We start from the raw sequence: 20,010 nt of genomic DNA on the forward strand, positions 1-20,010 counted from the left end.
CGCGCAACCACCGTGACCCGCTGGCGCGGGGGCCCGTAACGTGGCAGGCATCCGGTCGGGAGTCCGGGCTCATCGCCGTTCTCCGCGTCCGGCGACACGAAGGTTGCCCCCATGGCTCGGAACGTCCGCCTGCTGCACTGTCCGCCCGATGCGGTGTTCCGCGTGCTGGCGAACGGGTGGCTCTATCCCCTGTGGGTCGTGGGCGCGTCGCGCATGCGGGACGTGGCCGAGAACTGGCCGCAGGAGGGCTCGGAATTGCATCATTCGTTCGGATCCTGGCCGGCTGTCATCAATGACACCACCGTGATGCGCGTGTGGGATCCTCCGTACCGCGCGGTCATGGAACCGCACGGGGGTCCGATCGGTATCGCCCGCGTCTCCATCGATGTCAAGGCGCGGGGCGACCAGTGCGTGGTCCGTCTCCAGGAGGAGCCCGTGACCGGGCCGACGAAGCTCCTCCCCGATGCGGTTTTCGACGCGATCACGCGGTGGCGCAACGCCGAGACGCTGCACCGTCTGGCGTACCTCGCCGAGGGTGGAGCCCCGGGAACGACCGGGGGTGCTTCCGCGATCGGCCAGGCGTCGACCGCGGAGAAGGAGCCGATCCAGCGATGAGCGAGAGCTACGACGCGATCGTCGTGGGGTCGGGCCCCAACGGCCTCGCCGCCGCCGTCACCCTCGCCCGTGCCGGGTTGTCCGTCGCCCTGAACGAGCGCCATACCTCACTCGGCGGCGCGGCTTCGACCGCGGAGATCACCCTCCCGGGATTCCGTCACGACCTGGGGTCGGCCGTGCATCCGCTCGCGCTGGAGTCGTGGTTCTTCCGGGAGTTCGGTCTGGACAAACGCGTGCCCTTCGTGGTGCCGGAGGTCTCGTTCGCCCATCCGCTGGATGGCGCACGTGCGGGTCTGGCCTACCGCGACCTCGACCGTACGGCGGAGGCGCTCGGCCGCGACGGGGCGGCGTACGCGCGGATCCTCCGGCCCCTCGTTTCCCACCTGCGTGGAGTCGCCGACTTCACCGGCAACGCCCTGCTCCGCGTACCGGGCGACCCGCTCGCGGCGTTCTTGTTCGGCATCCGATCGCTGGAACAAGGCGGTCCGTGGTGGAACGCGAGGTTCCGTGACGAGGTCGCTCCCTCGATGCTCACGGGGGTGTCGGCGCACTCGATCCTCGCGCAGCCGAGCCTCGCGGCCGGGGGCGCGGGCCTCGTTCTCGCCACCTACGCGCACGGGCGGGGGTGGCCGATCCCCGTCGGCGGCAGCCAGTCGATCGCCGACGCCATGGTCGCCGATCTGAGGGCCCACGGAGGAGTCGTGCACACGGGAGTCGACATCGCCGACCTCCGTCAGCTTCCGGCCGCCCGCGCGGTGCTGTTGGACATCACCCCTCGCGCTCTCGTCGGATTGGTGGGAGATCGGATGCCCGCTCCCTACCGGCACGCGCTCGAGCGCTTCCGCTACGGCGGTGGGGTGGCGAAGATCGACTTCGCGCTCTCGGACCCGGTGCCCTGGGCCGATCCGGACGTGTCGCGGTCGGGAACCGTGCACGTGGGCGGGACGCGGGCGGAGATCGCCGCCGCCGAGAACGCCGTGGTGCGCGGGGAACTGCCGGACGCACCGTACGTGCTGGTGTCGCAGCCGACGTTGTTCGACACGACCCGGGCGCCCGCGGGACGCCACGTACTGTGGGCGTACACCCACGTTCCCGCCGGGAGTCCTGCCGACCGCGAGGAGGCGGTGGTGGCGCAGATCGAACGGTTCGCGCCCGGGTTCCGCGACACGATCCTGGCCACGTCGTCGCGCACGTCCGTGGACATCGCCGCGTGGAATCCGAACTTCCCGGGCGGGGACATCTCGGCGGGTGCACCGTCGCTGACGCAGCTGATCAGCCGACCCGTTCCGCGCCCCGATCCGTGGCGCACGCCGGTGCCGGGGATCTACCTGTGCTCCTCATCGACGAGCCCCGGCCCGGGTGTGCACGGTCTCGCGGGCTGGCAGGCGGCGTTGAGCGCGCTGCGGCACGAGTTCGGCACACGTCTGCGACCGGGGCTCGCCCCGCGGGACGACCAGGTCGTGACGACGGCCCGGTGATCGTGACATCCGACGTCGTGGATCAGCCGATCTCGCCCGAGGGCGAGCTGTTGGTGTCCGAAGCCTCGTCGGCGTCCTGCTGAGCGGCGGCGCCCTCCTCAGGGGACTCCGAACCCGCGCCGTTCGATTCGGGGTCGGGGGCCGCGTCGCCGTCGGGGCTGCCGGATCCGGTCTGCTCGCTCATGGGAGTTCCCTTCGTGGTGCGCCGACGATCGGCGGCGCGAGCGACGGTGCCACACGTCCTCCCCGCTGTCCAGGGGCTGGCGTATCAGAGTGGATGAACGCCGTAACGCTCCGTGAACTCGACCCGCGCGGCATCCTCGATGTCATCGGCCTCGTCGCGGAGGTCGATGACCGGGATCGCGTTCACAGGTAGGGCGCGAGCGCGCCGGCGGTGAGGGCGAACGCGAGGGCGGCGCTTCCGGCGGCCGTGGCCAGGGCGATCGTGGCGCGTTCGGTCCGCCCGCGGCGGGCGAGATTGACCGGATCGCCGGTGGACCGCAGCGATGCCTTGGCGGCCTCGAGAGTGTCGTAACGCCCGACCGGGACGCCGTGCGCGTCGCGGGCGACGAACCCGCCTTTCACGCTGTCGACGCAGCCGTAGTACTCGCCGCCGCGGTGAGCGACCCAGAATCCCGAGTCCACCTTCGCCCACATGACGCGGGCACCCGAGAGAGGCGGGAGGGAGTTCGTGCTGTGCGCGGGCATGTCAGGCAGCCGATCGGAGAGTCGCGCGGCGGGCCGCGGGGGCGGGGGTGCGCGCGGGCACCGAGGCTTCCGGGATCACCGCGTCCAGGGCGACGACGAGACCGGCGGAGGAATTGGCCATGTCGGCCATCTCCTTCAGGGTCTGTGCATTGAGCTGCTCAGGCTCGGCGCTGTCGAAGACGAAGCGCAGAGCAATGGCGGGCTGCAGCCAGAGGGTGGAACGACCGGGGGTGCCGTCGACGTGCGTCCAGCTCAGTGTGAAGCTCTCGTTGCGGCGGAGCTTGGTCGCGACCACCACTTTCAGGTGGGCGAGCAGGCGGTCCGGAATGCGCATCGGCTCCGGCGTCGTGCCGTAATAGAGGTGACCCATGAGGAACTCCCTTCGCTGGCTTAGCTGTATGAAGAACATACTCGGTTAGTAACTAGTTTGTCGAACTATTTGTTTCGATGTATGATTTCGAAATCGACAGCAAGGGGCGAACACCATGACGGATACGCGCGCGGTGTCGCAGAGCCTTTCTCCCGGCGGAGACCGCGACTCGGGCACCTATTGGTACGGCGACGAGCCCGCCGATCGGCGTGTGCGCAGCAAGGCGGTGCTCGAGGCGCTCCGCGTCTACCGAGCGGCTGAACTCGCCATGCGCCGTCGCACGCGCGAGTCGATGTCGATGGGTGAGAACGAACTACTCGTCCTCCGATTCCTCCTCCGCGAACCCGGTCGTCAGGTGCGACCGGGGGAGCTGACCCGCTATCTCGGACTCTCCACGGCCTCGACCACGGCGATCCTGGATCGTCTCGAGCGGTCCGGACACATCACTCGGGTGGCGAACCCGGACGATCGCCGAAGCATCTTCGTGCAGGCGACCGACCGCGCACACGCCGAAGTCCGCCAGACGCTGGGCAACATGCACGACCGGATGCTCGCCGCTGTGATCGACATGTCGGCCGAGGAGTCCCAGATCGTCGTCAACTTCCTCCACCGGATGAGCGATGCTGTCGACGGCGTCGCGGTCGACGCCGGATCGCACGCGTCACCGTGATCTACGTGCTCGTCGGCGGCCCGCGCGACGGACAGCACGTGGATGACCTTCCGCGGGGATACCGCCTCAGCCTCGACGAACCGGCTCCCGAGCGGTTCGCCGAATTCGACACCGTGCGTGCCGTCTGGTTCGAACTGGATGCCGCGATGTTCCGCTCCGCGCAGCGGCGCGACTGACGCGCCCGTATCTCACGGGCCGAGGCCGTGCAACCCGGTCCTCCCCGCACACGTCCCGCCGCACGCTAGAACCCATGAGATGCGTGACGTATGCCGGAGAAACCGTGATCACGACCGATGACGTCGCCGCGTCGCTCATCGAGTTGACCGCCGCCGTCGCGAAAGAGGGTCAGGCTGAGGCCGTCAGCATCCCGATCGTGACGGAGGACAAGAAGGTCGGGCAGGCGGAGCTCGTCATCGGCGTCGGAAACGACGTGCTGTCGGCTCCGGTGGACTGGTCGGGCGAGGAGCCGGACTTCGCGGCGTGGTCGGAGGACCTGCGCAATCATCGGCTCTTCCCACGCTCGGCCCTCCGCATCGTCGAGCCCGAGCCCGACGGCGACGATGAGCCGGTCGATTGGGACTTCGACCAGCCGACGCAGGCCTGACGCCCTCCCGACACGCCCCCTGAGCGCTTCAGACGCTCCCCCTTAGGGTGGAGTGATGGGCAGGCGGAGCGTGACGTGGCGGGTGGGCGGAATCCTCCTCGGCGTCTGCGGCCTCCTCGGCCTCGCTGGTGCGCGGATCATCGGGGCATCGGTCGTGCAGCAGATCCTCATCGACGTGCTGTGGGCCCTCGGCATCCTGGTCTTCGCGATCGGCTTCAGCCGTGCGGGGAGCGTCGTCGCCCGCCGACCACTGGGAGTCTCTGCCCTCGTCGTGCTGGCGCTCGCGCCGCTGACGGTGAATCTCTCTTACGCCCTCGCCCCGGTGCAGGTGATCTCGGCGCAACCTTCGACCGCGTGGACCGCGTTCGCCGTCAGCCTGACCGCGTCGGCCGTCTCGGTCGCCGCCGGGGCGGTCGCGGCGACACAAATCGCCCGCCTGGGTGCCGTCCCCGCGCGCTGGCGCTGGGCACCCCTGTGGGCGCTCGGCATCAGCGTGGGCTGCGCCGTCCTGGTGCAGGGAGTGTGGGTTGCGCTTGGCGCCGCCGGCGCTGACCAGGGCGTCCTGGTCGCGGCGGGTGCCATCGGCTGGCTCGGCATGCTCGCTCCCACCCTCGGACTCGGCGTCGTCGCGCTCATCGCGGCCGCGACCGACCGCCCCGACAGCGTCGAGGTGTTCCGCTCCTCCTGACGCCCGTCGATGAGCCCCCGCCGGTCAGCGGGGGCGGATACACCCCGGGGTGGATGACGACCGGCCGGCGTCGAAGAGACGATGAGTCGTCGGATCGTTTCTCGCGATCGATGCTCACCCGATCGGAGCCCCATGCCACCGACCGTCGTCCCTTCGCCCCCACACGTCGTCGAGGCCTCTCCGCCCCGCCCGCCGGAATCCCCTCGCGCCGAGGCGTCGTCCGCCTCCCCGAACAGGACACGGATGCCGCGCGCGAGCATCGCGCTCGCCGCGGCCATCCTGGTGGTCAGTCTCGTGCAGCTTCGAGGGAGCGTGTTCGTCGGGGACGGCCCGTTCGACGTCCGTGAACTGGCGCGAAGTGTGTTCACGGTCGAGCAGCCCCTGCTGCTCCCCGTCGTGCTGCTCGCCGTCCTCCTCACCGGGGGCCTCGCGGAACGGGTGATGGGCGCGCGCCGCGTTCTCGTGGCCTTCCTCGGGGGAGGCCTGGCGACCTCTGTCGCCGGGCTGGCGATCGGTGCCGTCGAGAGCGCCTTCCTGCCCGGTCTCCCGTTGAACTCCGAGGTGTTCACCGGGGCACCTCCCATCGCCGCGCTGCTCGTCGTGGCGATGACCGCGAGCGGCTTCGTGGGCGCCCTGTGGCGCCGGCGTGTGCGGTGGGCCAGTACGGCGCTCGCGTTGACACTGTTCCTCTACTCCGCGTCGGCCAGTGACCTCTATACGCTCATCGCGCTTCCGATCGGTCTGGGCCTCGGCGTCCTGTCGGGCGGTCGTCCGGTGACTTTGCGCGTCCAGCGCAGCTCCCACCACGAGACAAGGGTGCTCCTGGCAGCGCTGACCGCCGTGACCGCCATCGGTCCGATGGTCGCCACGCTGTGGGGGAGCGGTGCCGGTCTGCTGTCCGTGTACGGATGGCTGTCCTACGACCCGCTCACGGTCGTAGACGGGCAGGTATGCGTCGCCGGGTCCACGCTGCTCGCGTGCCCGGCCGACGGGTGGTCTTTCGGTCCGCTGCAGCCGCTCGCGGGGTGGATCGCCGCCCTCCCCCTCATCGTGCTGCTCGTGGCATCCTGGGGCATCCTGCGGGGGCGTCGCGGGGCCCTCGGCATCGCCATCGCCGTGAACCTGCTCGTGTTCGCGGGGATGGCCTACGTCTTCGCCGTCACCGAACCCGACACTTTGGCGACGCTCGCGCTCAGCCGTGACGCGGACGCGACGTCGGCGGTGTGGCAGATCCTGGTCGGGGTGGCGGTGGGTGCGTCGGTGCCGCTCGCCGTCGCCGTGACGCTCTTCGTCTTCCGTCGGGCGGCGCGGATCGGTTCCGCTCCGGGGGCACGATCGCTCTTCCTGGGGACCGTCGGTCTCGCCGGTGTGGGGAGCATCGTGACGGCGTTCGCCGGCACGATGGCGTTCTCGCGTCACTTCAGCCCCGAGCCCGGACTCGAGGCGATCCTCCACGCCACTGCGCTGCGTCTCCTCCCGCCGTCCCTCCTCCCCTCGGAAGCGATCGCCTTCGTGCCGACCACGGGCTGGGCGCAGGCGCTTTGGTATCTGCCGTCCGCGGTCTTCTGGACCGTGTGCGCCTTCGCCTCCGTGCGGTTCGTCCTCAGTCCGGGATCGACGGCCAACAGCGGCGACCGTGCGCGGGCGCGCGCCGTGCTCGAGCGCGGAGGTGGTGGGACTCTGTCCTTCATGACGACCTGGGCGGGCAACGGGTACTGGTTCGCGCCCGATGTCGATGCCGCGATCGCCTACCGCGTCCGCGGCCGCATCGCCGTGACGCTCGGCGGCGCCTTCGGCCGCGACCGCTCGGACCCGAGCGTCGCCCCCGCCTTCGTCGATTTCTGCGGGGAGCGCGGCTGGACCGCCGTCTTCTACAGCGTCGACGGTTCCGAGAGCGCCGCCCTCGATGCGCTGGGCTGGAGCCGGACCCAGGTCGCTGAAGAGGCGAGGCTGGACCCGGCGACGTGGACACCCGCCGGCAAGAAGCGTCAGGACGTCCGCACGGCGACCCACCGCGCGGCGAGAGAGGGCGTACGCGCCGAATGGACGACGTGGGCGGACCTGTCGTTCCGCGATCGCACCCAGATCCGTGAGATCTCCGAGTCGTGGGTCGCCGACAAGACGATCCCCGAGATGGAATTCACGCTCGGTGGAGTCGAGCAGATGGCAGATCCGGCGGTGCGCCTCATGGTCGCGCGCGACGCGCAGGAACGCGTGGTGGCGGTGACCAGCTGGCTCCCCGTGCGTGCGGCATCCCGAGTCCAGGGGTACGCGCTCGACGTGATGCGTCGCCGCCACGACGCAATGAACGGCGTGATGGAGTTCGTGATCGGCGCCGTCGTGGAGCGTCTGCGCGCCGACGGGTTCTCGATCCTCAGCCTGTCGGGCTCGCCGCTCGCCTTTCATCGAGACGGTCCGGATGCCGAGCGGGATCCCGTGGAGCGCTTCCTCCGCCAGCTCAGTGCCCTGCTGGAGCCCGCTTACGGCTTCCGGTCGCTGGCGAACTTCAAGAAGAAGTTCCAGCCGGAGTTCACCCCGATGTGGATGGTCTACCCGGACCCCGCGCAGCTGCCGTCCATCGGACTCGCCCTGATGCGGTGCTACGCGCCCGGGCTGACCGTCGCACGCGCGGCACGCATCGCCGCGGGGCTGCGCGCCTCCGCGCGTACGACCAAGACGTCGGTCAGATGACGGGCGAGGGGATCAGATCCGCTCGGGGCGATACTTGTCGCCGCTGAAGCCGACGATGAGATACCCGATGATCCAGAAGATGACCAGCAACAGGAGCGAGAAGAACCATCCGTGGCCGAAGGCCCGTCCGAGTCGGATCGAGACGATGATGTGGAAGACGATGTTGACGATCGGGATGAGGTAGAGCAACGTCATCCATCCCGAGAAGCCCGCGACCTTGACGACGAAGATCGCGTTGACGATGGGGATGATCGCGAGCCAGCCGGGATACCCGGCCTTCGTGAACACGCGCCACAGGGCGATCACCACGAGCACGTACACCACGAACGCGAGGAAAGAGTTCGTCGTGTTCAGGGCGAAGATCGAGGTCTGGTCGAAGATGTTGTTCGGCGAGGAGGCGAGCATGCCGCTCATCGTAGAGGCACGCTCGGTATTGTTCGGGCCCGACTTCGCCGCATCCGTCGCCCCGACCCCATCGAGCTCGGCGCGTTACGCTCGCGTCATGCCGTTCACCGCCGTCGCCCCGGGGATGCCATGACCCCCGACCGCAAGTTCGAGTGGGGCGGGCTGAGCGCGGGGCGGGCCGACTTCGTCACCGCCGCGGAGGCGCTGGCCACGCTCGAGGGCGTCGTCGCCGCTCACGCCGACCTGTCGCCGGAGACCGGACTCTCGGACGGCGACGCGTTCGTGCGGTTGTCTGCGGGTGAGCGATGGGCGGTCGTGTCCACCCCCGGGACGCGGTGGTTCTCCGTGCGGGTGGACTCCGGCCATCGCGTCCGACTCGACGACGCCACGTCCACGCGCGCCGAGGCGTCGATGCTGCTCGAGACGTACGTCGCCGTCGGGGCCGCATACGTGCGTGGAGAGGCCGTGGAGCAGGGTGATCGCCTGACGGTTTCGGCGAACGGTCGCTCGCTGTCCCTGACGAGGCCGCTCGGCGCCCGCCTCCGCGCGTGGGTGGGCCGACGCTGAGGCCTCGCGGGCCGCGGGTCAACCCTCTGCATCCGGACGCCTGGCTTTGCCAGGCTGGGTGTCCGCGTACGAAGGGATGATCCATGAGCGATCCGCAGAACAGCGCCTCTGGCAGCGACGCCGAAGACCTCGGCGACGACCAGACGGTGGCGCCCAGCCAGACGAACGACGTGGACGAGCAGTCGAAGGCTCCCTCCGGCGATGACCCGAACGCCGACCACCAGGCGACGGGCATCGGAGTCGTCGGCGAGGAATGAGCCCGACGGGATGCCGGCCCGGCAGGCCGCCGGCGGGGTCGGGGTCGCCAGCCTCGCGGTGCTAACCTTGACCGGTCCGCCTCCGTAGCTCAGGGGATAGAGCGTTGGTTTCCGGTACCAAAGGTCGCAGGTTCGATTCCTGTCGGGGGCACCAGTAAAGAGAAGGGGTCGCGGGTCTTACAGACCTTGCGGCCCCTTGCTCGTTGAAGCGAGTCGATTCGTCGCCGAGCGCAACCCCCGCCCGCGATCGCCGACGCGCGGCCTAGGTTCAGCGCCATGTCTGAGACGATGGAACGCGCTTGTGCCGAGATCAATGACAGCACGCTCGCGCTTGCCCAGAGCGAGAACATCACCGAGCTGAAGCGGAGCATCGTCCGGGCCGTGGTCGACGGGGGCGGTTTCGTCGACATCATGGTGGTGGGTAACCGGGTCGCGAGCGTCCTCTTCACCGTTCACACCGCCGTCGTCATCACCACCGCCACCGTCGAGTTCGATGCGCGAGACGACGGTGACAGCGATGCGCCGTTCGGCTCGGGCGCGGTCTCCGTCCACTACGCCGCGTGAGCCGAGGGGGCCGTGTGGGGGGAGTCCTGCGCGCCGCGTGAGCGTCGCGCCCGCCGCTAACCGGCTGCCGCGTCGGGCATCGGCGGGCGGATGCGCTGGTCGACGAGCGGGCACGTGAAGACGTCGCGTTCCCCCAGCCCGACGCGGTTGATGTAGCGGACGACGATGGCGTAGGACGCGAACAGCCCGGTCTGCGTGTACGGCACCCCGTGCTCGCGGCAGTAGGCGGAGACGATCGGGGCTGCCCGCCGTAGATGCGGTCGAGGCATGCTCGGGAACAGGTGGTGCTCGATCTGGTAATTGAGACCGCCCATCGCCACGTCGAGCAGCCGGGTGCCGACGACGTTGCGGCTGGTCGTCACCTGGCGGCGCAGGAAGTCGATTCGTGCGTTCTCCGGCAGGATTGGCATCCCCTTGTGATTCGGGGCGAACGACATCCCCATGCAGAAGCCGAAGACGCCGAGCTGCACGCCGAGGAAGGCGAAGCCGATCCCGGGCGACAGCGTCAGGAACACCAGCACGGGCAGACCGGCGAGCCGGACCGTCAGGAAGACGATCTCGACCCAGCGCCGGGCGAGCTTGCCGCGCGAGAACACCTCGCGAACGCCGGACGCGTGCAGCGAGAGCCCCTCCAGCAGGAGGATCGGGAAGAAGAACAGGCCCTGGTGCGCCCGCACCCACGCCAGTGCGGGATGCCGTGACGGGGCGCCGCCCGGAGCGACGACGATGACGGGGAGCTCGATGTCGGGATCGGCTCCCATCGTGTTCGGACGCGCGTGGTGCCGGGTGTGCTTGTGCTGCCACCACCCGTAGCTCATCCCCACGAGCAGATCGCCCAGGATCAGGCTGATCCAGTCGTTCCACTTGCCCGACGTGAAGATCTGCCGGTGGGCGGCGTCGTGTCCGAGGAAGGCGATCTGGGTGAACAGGATGCCGAGGAACGCGGCCGTGAAAAGCTGCCACCACGTCTCCCTGATGAGGGCGAAGGCCGCGAGGGTGACGCCGAGTATCACGGGGAGCCCGAGGATCTTGGTCCAGTAATACCCGTGTCGCCGGCGCAGGAGACCGAGCTCGCGGATGGTCCTCGCGAGTTCGGTGAAGTCGCTTCCGGCGGAGCGTCCGATCGCGGAAGTCCGGGGGGTCGTCGTGCGGTACTCGTTCATGATGCGACCGGGTGAGGCGGGGTCCAGGTCAGTCCGACGCGGGAGTGGGGTCGAAAGCGATGCGGCCGGCTCGCTGGATGACGTCCTCGGCTCGTGTGTGCTCGATGTCGGCAGCGGCTGCGGCGCGGTCGAACGCCGCGGACTGCGCTTGCCGGACGCGCCCGGAGATTCCCGCGAGGAGGTCGGCGAGCACGGTGGCGAGGCCGTTCTCTAACTCTTCAAGGTTCGAGTTGCCGATCTCGAGCCGTCGATCGGTCACGCGGAGGGTGACTCCGGGGTATCCGGCGGCCCGGAGCGCGTCGTGCGGCTCCGCGGACATGATCGCGTCGACCTCTTCGGGGAGGGGGCGGCGCCGGAAGACGGCGTCGACCTGGTACCGCTCCGGGGCGCCGGGCGTGCCGAGCGTGGGCGGCAATGAGCCGGTGAGGACGGAGCTGAGTCCGAGGTCGGCGCTGGGCGACGAACCGTCCGCTGGTGTGGCGGGGGAGGGGGTGCGTGTCCGGCTCGAAGCCGGCGTGTCGACGGTCATGGCGACAGCAGACGTCCGCGAGCAACGGGAGCGCACGACCATTGACAGAAGGCGTCGCGCGTGAGTGGGCGCCGACCTGTGCGGCGGGGGCCGCGGGGCGCGGAACTAGGAGGCGCGCCGGGCGACGCTACGGCGTACGAGCCCGAAGATCACGGTGCCGACGAACAGCACAATCCCGATGATCCCCAGCCAGAGCAATCCTTCGAACGCGAACCCCACGATCGAGAGCACCGCCCACGCGACGAGAAGAATGATGAGTACGGTCCACATGTTCGCGACTGTACGCCGGACACTCCCCGTGACCTGGCCCCCACGACCTCGGGGTTCGTTTCGCGGCCCGGGGAGGCTCTTCCGGACGGAAAGCGACAGGTCGCGGGTGTCCGGATCCGCCCCGGTGCCGGCGCCGTTGTCAAGACCCGCGGCACAGTCCGCGGGTGAGTGTCATCCTGTCCTCACCCTCCCGAAAGGACTGACATGAGTATCGGAGCCGGAATCGCGCTGATCGTCATCGGCGCCATCCTCGCTTTCGCCGTGGACCTCCCGAACGACTATGTCGATCTGACGACCATCGGCTACATCATGATGGGCGCGGGAGCGATCGTCTTCATCATCGGTGTGGTGCTGTTGGCGCGCCGTCGGCAGACCGACACCGTGACCCGCACCGAGGGAGCCGGCGGCGCGCAGGTGACACGATCGACCACGCGCTCGTCGAACGACGACATCGTCTGACAACCCCGGGGGCCTTACCGCCAGGACCCGCATGACCGACACCGAAACCACCCAACCGTTCGATTCCTCCACCTCCCACCTCTTCGACGGGCGCTACCGGCTCGGACGGGTCCTGGGCGAGGGCGGGTACGCGCGCGTGTACGAGGCGGTCGACACGTCGCTCGGCCGCACCGTCGCACTGAAAGTGATCACCGGCGACGGTGCGGATCCGGCGGATGCCGCGCGCGTGCGCTCCGAGATCCGGCTGCTCGCCTCGCTGTCGCATCCCTCGCTGGTCACGCTGTACGACGCGCGCCTGGCATCGTCACCCACGTACCTCGCGATGGAGTTGATCGCGGGCCCGACGCTCGCCGACCTCATCGCGCGCGGACCGCTTCCCGCCGCCGACGCCGCCCGCCACGGACGGGAGATCGCCGAAGCGCTCGCGGTGGTGCACGCCCGCGGAATCGTGCACCGTGACGTGAAGCCGTCGAACATCCTCCTGAGGCCGCCCGCTCACACGGGCGAACGCGCCCGGGCGACGCTCGCCGACTTTGGAATCGCCGCTCTCGTCGGCGCGACCCGCCTCACCCGCGCCGACACCGTGATCGGCACCGCGGCCTACCTCAGCCCGGAGCAGGCGCGGGGGATGCCGGCGGCTCCGGCCAGCGATGTGTACGCGCTCGGGCTGGTTCTGCTCGAGGCTCTGACGGGGCGTCGTGCGTTCGGCGGGCGCACGCCCCACGAGGCGCTCGCCGCTCGCCTCATCTCGCCGCCGGACGTCCCCGAGGACCTTCCTGCGCCGTGGCGTGTGCTCTTGGCGCGCATGACCGCGATCGATCCGGCGGAGAGGCCGGATGCCGCCGCGCTCGGCGCTGAATTCCGCGCGCTGCGCGGCGATGCGCTGCCGCCCACTCCGCTCGGCGGTGCGGCACTGGTCGACGGCCCGGCATCCGAGGAAGTCACCCGCACGCGGGTCCTCGCTCCCGTTGACCCGCCGCGCCGGGCGGGTCGCCGGCGCGCGCTGATCATCGCGGCCGTGATCGCCCTGCTGCTCGCGGGGGGAGGGGTCGCCGCCGCGATCGGACTGAGCACTTCCGCCCCCGCCTCGGATCCCGCGCTGCCGTCCCTGCCGGCGCCCCTCGATCAGCACGTCGACGACCTCTGGAAGGAAGTGGGACCGTGAGCCGGCGCGGGACCACCGCCACCTCCCTCGCGTTCGCGGCCGCGCTCGTCCTGACCGGCTGTGCGCCCACAGCGGCCGAGCCGACTCCCTGGCAGGGCGTCGTCCAGACACTCGCGAGCCAGGCGTCCGGCGGTGACTACGCCTCCGCCTCCACGACTCTCGACCAGCTCGAGGCGGACGTTCTCGCGCAGCGCGACGCGGGGACGGTGTCGGCCGCCGAGGCGGAGGCGATTCTCGCTCGCATCGCGGTCGTCCGTGCCGATCTGTCCGGTCTCGTCCCCGATCCGGAGCCGACGGCTGAGCAGAGCCCCGAGCCCGTGACGCCGGACACTCCGGAGCCGACCCCGAGCGCGGTCGACGACCAGCCCGAGACGGTCGAGGATCCGCCCACCCAGACGGAGCCGGCGGACGAGGGACCGGGAAACTCCGACAAGGGCGAGGACGGAAAGGGGAACAGTGGGAAGGGTAAGGGCGACGGCTCCCAGCCCCCCGGCGGACCCGGCAAGAAGGACGGTTGAGCGAGGCGCGCCCCGGCCCTCTTGCGCCGTGCGAGGATTGCCCGGTGCCGCGCCGAGTGACCGCTGAACTCGACCTCGATCTGGGGTCGTCCGTCGATCTCATTTTGCAGATCACCGCTGCCCAGGGAGTGCCGCTCGCGAGCGAGCATCTGACGTTCTCCAGCGGCGATCGCGTCTACACCCCGACCGAGATCGTCGACCAGTCCGGCAGCCGCCTGCACCGCCTTTCCGGTGAGCAGGGCCCGCTCTCCGTGAGGTACGAGGCCGTCGTCGCGGGTGCATCTCCGACGCTGCACACGAGCGACCTGGAGACGATCACCTACCTGCGCCCCAGTCGCTATTGCCAGTCCGACGAGGTGTTCGCGCAGGCGCGTCGGCAGTTCCGAGGGCTCGCCGGTGCGGACCTCATCGCCGCCGTCTCGAGCTTCGTGGCATCCAGCGTGACCTACACCCCAGGACTGAGCCTCGGCACCGACAGTGCCGTGACGACGCTGATGACCGGCCAAGGCGTCTGCCGCGATTACGCCCACGTGGTGATCGCCCTGCTTCGCGCCATGGACATGCCGGCCCGTTACGCCGCCTGCTACGCGCCCGGCCTGGAACCCATGGACTTCCACGCCGTCGCCGAGGCCTACCTCGACGGTGCCTGGTACGTCATCGACGCGACCCGCCTGTCCGACCGTCGATCGCTGGTGCGGATCGCCACGGGACGTGACGCCGCCGACTGCGCCTTCCTCAGCTACCACGGTGGTTACGTGGGCCTCGAGCGCATGTACGTCGACGCGGTCCTGGAGGACGAGGTCCCGGATGCCATCACCCCCGACGACCACGAGACCCTGGTGCAGATCGGCTGAACAGGGTGCGGCCTCGCGCCTCGCCTAGAATTGCAGGGTTATGGATCCCGCAGCCCTCTCCGCCGCCCTGCTCGCCGTCATCGCCCCGCTCGCCGAGGCGCGACGCGAGGGGTCGTCGGCCGGGCTCACCGCCGCCGACCTGTCCCTGGAGCGGCCCAAGAACCGTGACCACGGCGACTGGGCGTCGAACGCGGCACTGAAGCTGTCGAAGATCGTCGGGGCGAACCCGCGCGAGTTCGCGGCCGAGATCGCGGCGGGCCTCCAGAGCGTCGATGGCATCGCCAGCGTCGAGGTCGCCGGCCCCGGTTTCATCAATATCCGGCTGGATGCCGCAGCCGCCGGCGCCCTGGCGAAGACCATCGTCGAGCAGGGCGCAGCGTTCGGCACCAACGACTCGCAGCGCGGCAACACGATCAACCTCGAGTTCGTCAGCGCCAACCCGACCGGTCCGCTGCACATCGGCCACACGCGCTGGGCCGCGCTCGGTGATGCGATCGCCCGCGTGCTGCTCGCCAGCGGCGCGACGCTGGTTCGTGAGTTCTACATCAACGACGCCGGCGCCCAGATGGAGCGCTTCGGTCGCTCGGTCGTCGCGGCCCTCCACGGTGAACCGACCCCCGACGACGGTTACGGCGGCGCCTACATCGCGGCGCTCGCCGAGCGGGTCGCGGCCACGCAGCCCGACATCCGCGACCTCGACCGGGACGAGCAGATCACCGTCGCCACGGAGCTGGCCTACGGATTCCAGCTCGGAGAGATCCAGGCCTCGCTCGAACGCTTCAACGTGCACTTCGACGTCTGGTTCTCCGAGCGCACCCTGCACGCGCGGGTCGACGGCCGGCCGAGCCTCGTCGACGAGGCGGTCGACCGTCTCCGCGAACAGGGTCACGTGTTCGACGACGAAGGCGCCGTGTGGGTCCGCACGACCGACTTCGGCGACGACAAAGACCGCGTCATCCGTCGCTCCAACGGGGAGTACACCTACTTCGCCGCGGATGCCGCGTACTACCTCAACAAGGGCGACCGCGGTTTCGCGCACAAGATCTACCTGCTGGGTGCCGACCACCACGGCTACGTCCACCGTCTGAAGGCGCTGGCCGGTGCGGCCGGTGACGACCCGGACAAGGACATCGAGGTGCTCATCGGCCAGCTCGTGTCGATCAACGGCGCGCGGCTGTCCAAGCGCGCCGGCAACATCATCGAGCTCGACGATCTGCAGGAGTGGCTCGGGACCGACGCGCTGCGCTATTCGCTGGCCCGCTATCCGGCGGACTCGCCGCTCACGCTCGACCCCGAGATCCTGCAGAAGCGCACCAACGACAACCCCGTGTTCTACGTGCAGTACGCCCACGCGCGCACGCACAACGTCGCGCGCAACGCCGCCGAGTCGGGCGTCGACCGGTCGGAGTTCGCGCCGGAGCTGCTCGAGCACGAGACCGAGTCCGCGCTGCTCGGCGCTCTGCAGGAGTACCCCCGCGTCGTCGCGTACGCCGCCGAGGTGCGCGAGCCGCATCGCGTCGCGCGCTACCTCGAGGAGCTGGCGGGCCTGTACCACCGGTGGTACGACAACTGCCGTGTCATCCCGCTCGGCGACGCCCCGGTCGAGGCGGTGCACCGTACGCGCCTGTGGCTGAACGACGCGACCGGTCAGGTCCTGCGCAACGGCCTCACGCTGCTCGGCGTGGGTGCTCCGGAGCGCATGTAGTCATGACGGATGCCACGCGCCCCCGTCGCCGCACAGGACGGACGATCGCGATCGTCGCGATCATCGTCGTCGTCATCGCGGCGTTGCTGGTGGCGGCCGAGGCGATCGCCCGATCCGCCGTGGTGAACACGGTCCGCTCGCTCGTCGTGCAGCAGGTCGGGCTTCCCGCCGATCAGCAGGTCGATGTCGAGGTGCCGGGCATCGTGCTCCCGCAGCTGCTGACGGGGCGACTCGGCGAGGTCGCGGTGTCGGCGCCCGATGTCGCGCTCGGTCCGTTGACCGGCGACGTGCGTGTCGACCTGCAGGACGTGCCCGTCGCGGGCGACGCCCCGGCGGCGGGTGGTTCGGCCTCCGTGCGGCTCGATCCCGATCAGCTGCGCGGCCTTCTGTCGCAGATCCCCGACTTCCCGGCCGACACCGTCGACACCGCGGCGCCCGATCTGACCCTGTCGACGCAGCTCTCCGTGTTCGGCATCGCCATCCCGGTGGGCATCTCGGTCACTCCCGGCGCGGCGGAGGGTGACCTCACGCTCACGCCGACATCGTTCGAACTCGGCGGGAACCGGGTCGATGCCGACACCCTGCGCGGTCAGGTCGGGGGTGTGGCCGACGGCGTACTCCGGACCTGGAGTCTCTGCTTCGCCGATCGCCTGCCCGCGGGCCTCACGCTGACCTCGGTGAGCGTCCAGGGCCCGGACGTGGTGGCCACGCTCGACATCGACGGGCGCATCATCAGCGATCCGGCGCTGCAGCAGAACGGCACGTGCGGCTGATCCACGTGGGCGCGTCTCGTCGCTGAGCCCCGTCGTGGGCGGGAGCGTGCCGGCGGTGGGACGGGGGCGGCATATGCCGTGCCCTAGACTGCAAGGACTGCCTGTCGCGTGACGCCCCGCGGGGGCAGGAGCCGTGATCCGCGGCCGTCGCGTCGCCGCAAAACCCGATTGGTTCCTCCGTGTCCGCCTCGCACTCCGCGCTCGTGCCCGACTGGCTCACCGCCCCGGCCGAAGCGAACGAGCTCGTCGCCTCCGTCTGGCCCTCGTCGGCGCAGCGCCTCGGCGACGGTTCCGTCGAGATCGGCGGGGTGTCGGCGTTCGATCTGCGCGACCGCTTCGGGACCCCGCTGTACGTGCTCGACGAGGACGAGGTCCGCGCCCACGCCCGGCGCGCCCGCGACGCCTTCGGTGCGGCCGCCGAGCGGCACGGCATCCGCGCTCGCGTGTATTACGCGGGCAAAGCGTTCCTCTCGACCGAGGTCGTGCGGTGGGTGACCGACGAGGGTCTCGCCGTCGACGTCTGCACTCGCGGGGAGCTCGAGGTCGCTCTCGCCGGTGGCGCCGACCCCGCCCGTCTGGGATTCCACGGCAACAACAAGAGCGTCGGCGAGCTGGAGCGCGCGGTCGAGGTCGGGATCGGGTCCGTCGTGGTCGACAGCGCGATCGAGATCGAGCGCCTCGCCGCGATCGCCGAGCGGCGCGGGGTGGTCCAGTCCGTTCTCGTGCGCGTGCGCACCGGCGTCCACGCCGAGACGCACGCGTTCCTGGCCACGGCGCACGAAGACCAGAAGTTCGGCTTCTCGCTGGAGGGGGCGGCGGAGGCCGTGACCCGGATCCGTGAGCTGCCCAGTCTCCGGTTCGTGGGACTCCACGCCCACATCGGGTCGCAGATCTTCGATTCGGCGGGCTTCCGCGAGTCCGCCGCGCGCCTCGTCGACCTGCACGCCGACCTGCTGGCCGGCGGCGACATCCCCGTCCTCAACGTGGGCGGGGGATTCGGCATCTCCTACACCTCGGTCGACGATCCGCGCCCGATCGAGGAGATCGCCGACGGCATCCTCGACGCCATCGCCGCGGAGTGCGAGGTGCGTGGCATCCCGATGCCCGATGTCGCGTGCGAGCCCGGACGCGTCATCGTCGGTCAGGCGGGCGTGACCCTCTACGAGGTCGGCACGGTCAAGAAGGTCTCGATCGGCGACGGGCTCGAGCGGACCTACGTCAGCGTCGACGGCGGCATGAGCGACAACGCCCGTCCCGCGCTCTACGGCGCCGACTTCTCCGCCCGCATCGTCTCGCGCGTCAGTTCCGTCACCCCCGCGCTGTCGCGCGTCGTCGGTCACCACTGCGAGTCCGGCGACATCGTCGTGGATGCCGAGTACCTCCCCGGCGACGTCACCCCGGGCGACCTCCTCGCCGTTCCCGCGACCGGGGCCTACTGCTTCTCCCTCGCGAGCAACTACAACTACACGCCGCGGCCGCCCGTCGTCGCGGTGCGCGACGGTCGGGCACGCGTCATCGTCCGCGGCGAGACCGTCGACGACCTCCTCTCCCGCGACGTCGGCGTCGCGGCATCCCCCGCCACCTCGTCCCGCGGCCCGGCCGCACCATCCCACGGAGACACCGAATGACCGACTACCGCACGCTGCGCGTCGCGCTGCTGGGCGCGGGTGCCGTCGGCTCGCAGGTCGCTGACCTGCTGCTCAAGCACCGCGCCGAACTGGCCGACCGCGCGGGGGCGAACCTCGAACTCGCGGGCATCGCCGTCCGCAACGTCGACGGCAAGCGCGACACCGACCTGCCGCACGAGCTGTTCACGACGGATGCCGAGACGCTCATCAACGGCTCCGACATCGTCATCGAGCTGATGGGCGGGATCGAGCCGGCGCGCACGCAGGTGCTGCAGGCGATCAACTCCGGGGCCGACGTCGTCACGGCGAACAAGGCGCTGCTCGCCACACACGGTTCCGAGATCTTCGAAGCCGCCGACCAGGTGGGCGCCGAGGTCTATTACGAGGCCGCGGCCGCCGGCGCGATCCCGATCATCCGGCCCCTGCGCGACTCCCTGGCCGGCGACCGAGTGGTCCGCATCATGGGCATCGTCAATGGCACGACGAACTACATCCTCGATCGGATGGACACCGAGGGCGCCGATTTCGGCGAGGTCCTCGCCCAGGCGCAAGCGCTCGGGTACGCCGAGGCCGACCCCACCGCCGACGTCGAGGGTTACGACGCCGCGCAGAAGGCCGCGATCCTCGCGAGCCTCGCCTTCCACACGACCGTCCCGCTGGATGCCGTGCACCGCGAGGGCATCACCCAGATCGACGCCGCGATCATCGAGTCCGCCCGCCACGCGGGGTATGTCGTGAAGCTCCTCGCCGTGTGCGAGCGTCTCCCGGCGTCCGACGGCGAGTCGAGCGAGTCGATCTCGGTGCGCGTGTACCCCGCGCTGGTCGAGCGCTCCCACCCCCTCGCGAGCGTGCACGGCGCGAACAACGCCGTGTTCGTCCAGGCCGAGGCCGCCGGTGACCTGATGTTCTACGGCGCGGGCGCCGGCGGCGTGCAGACCGCCTCCGCGGTCCTCGGCGACGTCGTCTCGGCCGCGCGCCGTCACATCGCCGGGGGAGTGGGCGTCGGCGAGTCCACGCGCGCCAACCTCCCCACCGTCCCGATCGGACGCGTCATCACGCGTTACCAGATCACGCTCGAGGTCGACGATCAGCCGGGCGTGCTGGCGACGGTCGCCGGCATCCTGAGCGAGGGGCGCGTGTCGATCGCGACCGTCGAGCAGACCACCATCGAACCGGATGCCGAGAACCCCGCCGAAGGCGGATCGGCGCGTCTGGTCATCGGAACACATCAGGCCCGCGAGCAAGACCTGAGCGAGACCGTCGAGCGTCTCGCCGCGAGCGGCGTCGTCGAGCGCGTGGTCTCCGTACTGCGTGTGGAAGGGAACTGAC

26 protein-coding genes and 1 tRNA gene are annotated in these 20,010 nt (G+C 70.2%); 20 read left to right on the top strand and 7 right to left on the bottom strand.

The window, feature by feature from the left end; all coding sequences use genetic code 11:
- Positions 1-111 precede the first annotated feature (111 nt).
- Together AC3WLZ_RS04715 and AC3WLZ_RS04720 are read left to right on the top strand one after the other, a co-directional pair.
- Complete coding sequence (locus AC3WLZ_RS04715) at positions 112-615, top strand: SRPBCC family protein (RefSeq protein WP_412923935.1); 504 nt, start codon at positions 112-114, stop codon at positions 613-615.
- Entirely contained in the window at positions 612-2,093 is a 1,482-nt protein-coding gene (locus AC3WLZ_RS04720) for a phytoene desaturase family protein (protein ID WP_492469248.1), read from the top strand. Before AC3WLZ_RS04715 ends, AC3WLZ_RS04720 begins: the two co-directional genes overlap by 4 nt.
- Positions 2,094-2,115: 22 nt before the next feature.
- Here AC3WLZ_RS04720 and AC3WLZ_RS04725 read toward each other — a convergent pair whose 3' ends face one another.
- From AC3WLZ_RS04725 to AC3WLZ_RS04735, 3 genes are all read right to left on the bottom strand, one after another.
- On the bottom strand, positions 2,116-2,277 hold the full coding sequence (locus AC3WLZ_RS04725) for a hypothetical protein (RefSeq protein ID WP_412923937.1): 162 nt from the start codon (positions 2,275-2,277) through the stop codon (positions 2,116-2,118).
- Between the two features lie 182 nt (positions 2,278-2,459).
- Positions 2,460-2,801: a hypothetical protein gene (locus AC3WLZ_RS04730; RefSeq protein ID WP_412923938.1), complete on the bottom strand. Its 342-nt coding sequence runs from the start codon at positions 2,799-2,801 to the stop codon at positions 2,460-2,462.
- Between the two features lies 1 nt (position 2,802).
- Positions 2,803-3,171, bottom strand: a complete 369-nt coding sequence (locus tag AC3WLZ_RS04735) for a DUF7882 family protein (RefSeq protein ID WP_412923939.1) — start codon at positions 3,169-3,171, stop codon at positions 2,803-2,805.
- 115 nt (positions 3,172-3,286) lie between these two features.
- Between AC3WLZ_RS04735 and AC3WLZ_RS04740 the strand changes: the two genes are divergently transcribed.
- From AC3WLZ_RS04740 to AC3WLZ_RS04760, 5 genes are all read left to right on the top strand, one after another.
- Positions 3,287-3,841, top strand: coding sequence for a MarR family winged helix-turn-helix transcriptional regulator (locus AC3WLZ_RS04740; protein WP_492469249.1), 555 nt, complete (start codon positions 3,287-3,289; stop codon positions 3,839-3,841).
- Positions 3,838-4,017, top strand: coding sequence for a hypothetical protein (locus tag AC3WLZ_RS04745; protein WP_076490945.1), 180 nt, complete (start codon positions 3,838-3,840; stop codon positions 4,015-4,017). Before AC3WLZ_RS04740 ends, AC3WLZ_RS04745 begins: the two co-directional genes overlap by 4 nt.
- Positions 4,018-4,091: 74 nt before the next feature.
- Positions 4,092-4,445: a hypothetical protein gene (locus AC3WLZ_RS04750; protein ID WP_412923941.1), complete on the top strand. Its 354-nt coding sequence runs from the start codon at positions 4,092-4,094 to the stop codon at positions 4,443-4,445.
- Positions 4,446-4,500: 55 nt separating this feature from the next.
- Positions 4,501-5,133, top strand: coding sequence for a hypothetical protein (locus AC3WLZ_RS04755; protein WP_492469250.1), 633 nt, complete (start codon positions 4,501-4,503; stop codon positions 5,131-5,133).
- A 243-nt stretch (positions 5,134-5,376) separates the two neighbouring features.
- Entirely contained in the window at positions 5,377-7,824 is a 2,448-nt protein-coding gene (locus tag AC3WLZ_RS04760) for a bifunctional lysylphosphatidylglycerol flippase/synthetase MprF (RefSeq protein ID WP_492469251.1), read from the top strand.
- 12 nt (positions 7,825-7,836) lie between these two features.
- Here the strand turns inward: AC3WLZ_RS04760 and AC3WLZ_RS04765 are convergent, their stop codons facing one another.
- On the bottom strand, positions 7,837-8,229 hold the full coding sequence (locus AC3WLZ_RS04765) for a DUF5684 domain-containing protein (protein ID WP_412923945.1): 393 nt from the start codon (positions 8,227-8,229) through the stop codon (positions 7,837-7,839).
- Here AC3WLZ_RS04765 and AC3WLZ_RS04770 point away from each other — a divergent pair.
- From AC3WLZ_RS04770 to AC3WLZ_RS04790, 5 genes are all read left to right on the top strand, one after another.
- Positions 8,228-8,362: a hypothetical protein gene (locus tag AC3WLZ_RS04770; protein ID WP_492469252.1), complete on the top strand. Its 135-nt coding sequence runs from the start codon at positions 8,228-8,230 to the stop codon at positions 8,360-8,362. The genes AC3WLZ_RS04765 and AC3WLZ_RS04770 overlap by 2 nt on opposite strands.
- Positions 8,359-8,796, top strand: coding sequence for a hypothetical protein (locus tag AC3WLZ_RS04775; RefSeq protein ID WP_412923947.1), 438 nt, complete (start codon positions 8,359-8,361; stop codon positions 8,794-8,796). Before AC3WLZ_RS04770 ends, AC3WLZ_RS04775 begins: the two co-directional genes overlap by 4 nt.
- Before the next feature lie 83 nt (positions 8,797-8,879).
- The gene (locus AC3WLZ_RS04780) at positions 8,880-9,053 is read left to right on the top strand and encodes a hypothetical protein (RefSeq protein ID WP_492469253.1); all 174 of its coding nucleotides are present in this window, start codon (positions 8,880-8,882) and stop codon (positions 9,051-9,053) included.
- 78 nt (positions 9,054-9,131) lie between these two features.
- Positions 9,132-9,207, top strand: a tRNA-Arg gene (locus AC3WLZ_RS04785).
- A 122-nt stretch (positions 9,208-9,329) separates the two neighbouring features.
- A complete protein-coding gene (locus AC3WLZ_RS04790; protein ID WP_412923949.1) occupies positions 9,330-9,617 on the top strand; it encodes a hypothetical protein in 288 nt (95 codons plus the stop codon).
- Between the two features lie 56 nt (positions 9,618-9,673).
- Here AC3WLZ_RS04790 and AC3WLZ_RS04795 read toward each other — a convergent pair whose 3' ends face one another.
- The 3 genes from AC3WLZ_RS04795 to AC3WLZ_RS04805 form a co-directional block, all read right to left on the bottom strand.
- Positions 9,674-10,780 carry a fatty acid desaturase family protein gene (locus AC3WLZ_RS04795; protein WP_492469254.1) on the bottom strand — a complete coding sequence of 369 codons (1,107 nt, stop codon included), beginning with the start codon at positions 10,778-10,780 and terminating at the stop codon, positions 9,674-9,676.
- Between the two features lie 28 nt (positions 10,781-10,808).
- Positions 10,809-11,309 (bottom strand): hypothetical protein, encoded by a 501-nt coding sequence (locus tag AC3WLZ_RS04800; protein ID WP_492469255.1) that lies wholly within the window; start codon positions 11,307-11,309, stop codon positions 10,809-10,811.
- 105 nt (positions 11,310-11,414) lie between these two features.
- On the bottom strand, positions 11,415-11,579 hold the full coding sequence (locus AC3WLZ_RS04805) for a hypothetical protein (protein ID WP_412923952.1): 165 nt from the start codon (positions 11,577-11,579) through the stop codon (positions 11,415-11,417).
- Positions 11,580-11,783: 204 nt separating this feature from the next.
- Here AC3WLZ_RS04805 and AC3WLZ_RS04810 point away from each other — a divergent pair, with 204 nt between their 5' ends.
- From AC3WLZ_RS04810 to AC3WLZ_RS04845, 8 genes are all read left to right on the top strand, one after another.
- Positions 11,784-12,038, top strand: a complete 255-nt coding sequence (locus tag AC3WLZ_RS04810) for a DUF6458 family protein (protein WP_412923953.1) — start codon at positions 11,784-11,786, stop codon at positions 12,036-12,038.
- A gap of 31 nt (positions 12,039-12,069) precedes the next feature.
- Positions 12,070-13,203, top strand: coding sequence for a serine/threonine-protein kinase (locus AC3WLZ_RS04815; RefSeq protein ID WP_492469257.1), 1,134 nt, complete (start codon positions 12,070-12,072; stop codon positions 13,201-13,203).
- Positions 13,200-13,721, top strand: coding sequence for a hypothetical protein (locus tag AC3WLZ_RS04820; protein ID WP_492469259.1), 522 nt, complete (start codon positions 13,200-13,202; stop codon positions 13,719-13,721). Before AC3WLZ_RS04815 ends, AC3WLZ_RS04820 begins: the two co-directional genes overlap by 4 nt.
- A 44-nt stretch (positions 13,722-13,765) precedes the next feature.
- Positions 13,766-14,575 carry a transglutaminase-like domain-containing protein gene (locus AC3WLZ_RS04825; protein ID WP_412923956.1) on the top strand — a complete coding sequence of 270 codons (810 nt, stop codon included), beginning with the start codon at positions 13,766-13,768 and terminating at the stop codon, positions 14,573-14,575.
- A 40-nt stretch (positions 14,576-14,615) separates the two neighbouring features.
- The gene (argS, locus tag AC3WLZ_RS04830) at positions 14,616-16,280 is read left to right on the top strand and encodes an arginine--tRNA ligase (protein ID WP_492469261.1); all 1,665 of its coding nucleotides are present in this window, start codon (positions 14,616-14,618) and stop codon (positions 16,278-16,280) included.
- 2 nt (positions 16,281-16,282) lie between these two features.
- Entirely contained in the window at positions 16,283-17,053 is a 771-nt protein-coding gene (locus AC3WLZ_RS04835; RefSeq protein ID WP_492469263.1) for an LmeA family phospholipid-binding protein, read from the top strand.
- A gap of 179 nt (positions 17,054-17,232) precedes the next feature.
- A complete protein-coding gene (lysA, locus tag AC3WLZ_RS04840; RefSeq protein WP_492469265.1) occupies positions 17,233-18,681 on the top strand; it encodes a diaminopimelate decarboxylase in 1,449 nt (482 codons plus the stop codon).
- The gene (locus AC3WLZ_RS04845; protein ID WP_492469266.1) at positions 18,678-20,009 is read left to right on the top strand and encodes a homoserine dehydrogenase; all 1,332 of its coding nucleotides are present in this window, start codon (positions 18,678-18,680) and stop codon (positions 20,007-20,009) included. The genes lysA and AC3WLZ_RS04845 overlap by 4 nt, the downstream gene beginning before the upstream one ends.
- The last annotated feature ends 1 nt before the right edge of the window (position 20,010 follow it).

The sequence above is a fragment of the Microbacterium sp. FW305-3-2-15-F-LB2 genome (assembly GCF_058787255.1).

Bases quoted from the DNA above. Each gene is read 5' to 3' on its own strand.
- AC3WLZ_RS04715 (WP_412923935.1), top strand. From the start codon at position 112: ATGGCTCGGAACGTCCGCCTGCTGCACTGTCCGCCCGATGCGGTGTTC.
- AC3WLZ_RS04720 (WP_492469248.1), top strand. From the start codon at position 612: ATGAGCGAGAGCTACGACGCGATCGTCGTGGGGTCGGGCCCCAACGGC.
- AC3WLZ_RS04725 (WP_412923937.1), bottom strand. From the start codon at position 2,277: ATGAGCGAGCAGACCGGATCCGGCAGCCCCGACGGCGACGCGGCCCCC.
- AC3WLZ_RS04730 (WP_412923938.1), bottom strand. From the start codon at position 2,801: ATGCCCGCGCACAGCACGAACTCCCTCCCGCCTCTCTCGGGTGCCCGC.
- AC3WLZ_RS04735 (WP_412923939.1), bottom strand. From the start codon at position 3,171: ATGGGTCACCTCTATTACGGCACGACGCCGGAGCCGATGCGCATTCCG.
- AC3WLZ_RS04740 (WP_492469249.1), top strand. From the start codon at position 3,287: ATGACGGATACGCGCGCGGTGTCGCAGAGCCTTTCTCCCGGCGGAGAC.
- AC3WLZ_RS04750 (WP_412923941.1), top strand. From the start codon at position 4,092: ATGAGATGCGTGACGTATGCCGGAGAAACCGTGATCACGACCGATGAC.
- AC3WLZ_RS04755 (WP_492469250.1), top strand. From the start codon at position 4,501: ATGGGCAGGCGGAGCGTGACGTGGCGGGTGGGCGGAATCCTCCTCGGC.
- AC3WLZ_RS04760 (WP_492469251.1), top strand. From the start codon at position 5,377: ATGCCGCGCGCGAGCATCGCGCTCGCCGCGGCCATCCTGGTGGTCAGT.
- AC3WLZ_RS04770 (WP_492469252.1), top strand. From the start codon at position 8,228: ATGCCGCTCATCGTAGAGGCACGCTCGGTATTGTTCGGGCCCGACTTC.
- AC3WLZ_RS04765 (WP_412923945.1), bottom strand. From the start codon at position 8,229: ATGCTCGCCTCCTCGCCGAACAACATCTTCGACCAGACCTCGATCTTC.
- AC3WLZ_RS04775 (WP_412923947.1), top strand. From the start codon at position 8,359: ATGACCCCCGACCGCAAGTTCGAGTGGGGCGGGCTGAGCGCGGGGCGG.
- AC3WLZ_RS04780 (WP_492469253.1), top strand. From the start codon at position 8,880: ATGAGCGATCCGCAGAACAGCGCCTCTGGCAGCGACGCCGAAGACCTC.
- AC3WLZ_RS04790 (WP_412923949.1), top strand. From the start codon at position 9,330: ATGTCTGAGACGATGGAACGCGCTTGTGCCGAGATCAATGACAGCACG.
- AC3WLZ_RS04795 (WP_492469254.1), bottom strand. From the start codon at position 10,780: ATGAACGAGTACCGCACGACGACCCCCCGGACTTCCGCGATCGGACGC.
- AC3WLZ_RS04800 (WP_492469255.1), bottom strand. From the start codon at position 11,309: ATGACCGTCGACACGCCGGCTTCGAGCCGGACACGCACCCCCTCCCCC.
- AC3WLZ_RS04805 (WP_412923952.1), bottom strand. From the start codon at position 11,579: ATGTGGACCGTACTCATCATTCTTCTCGTCGCGTGGGCGGTGCTCTCG.
- AC3WLZ_RS04810 (WP_412923953.1), top strand. From the start codon at position 11,784: ATGAGTATCGGAGCCGGAATCGCGCTGATCGTCATCGGCGCCATCCTC.
- AC3WLZ_RS04815 (WP_492469257.1), top strand. From the start codon at position 12,070: ATGACCGACACCGAAACCACCCAACCGTTCGATTCCTCCACCTCCCAC.
- argS (WP_492469261.1), top strand. From the start codon at position 14,616: ATGGATCCCGCAGCCCTCTCCGCCGCCCTGCTCGCCGTCATCGCCCCG.
- AC3WLZ_RS04835 (WP_492469263.1), top strand. From the start codon at position 16,283: ATGACGGATGCCACGCGCCCCCGTCGCCGCACAGGACGGACGATCGCG.
- AC3WLZ_RS04845 (WP_492469266.1), top strand. From the start codon at position 18,678: ATGACCGACTACCGCACGCTGCGCGTCGCGCTGCTGGGCGCGGGTGCC.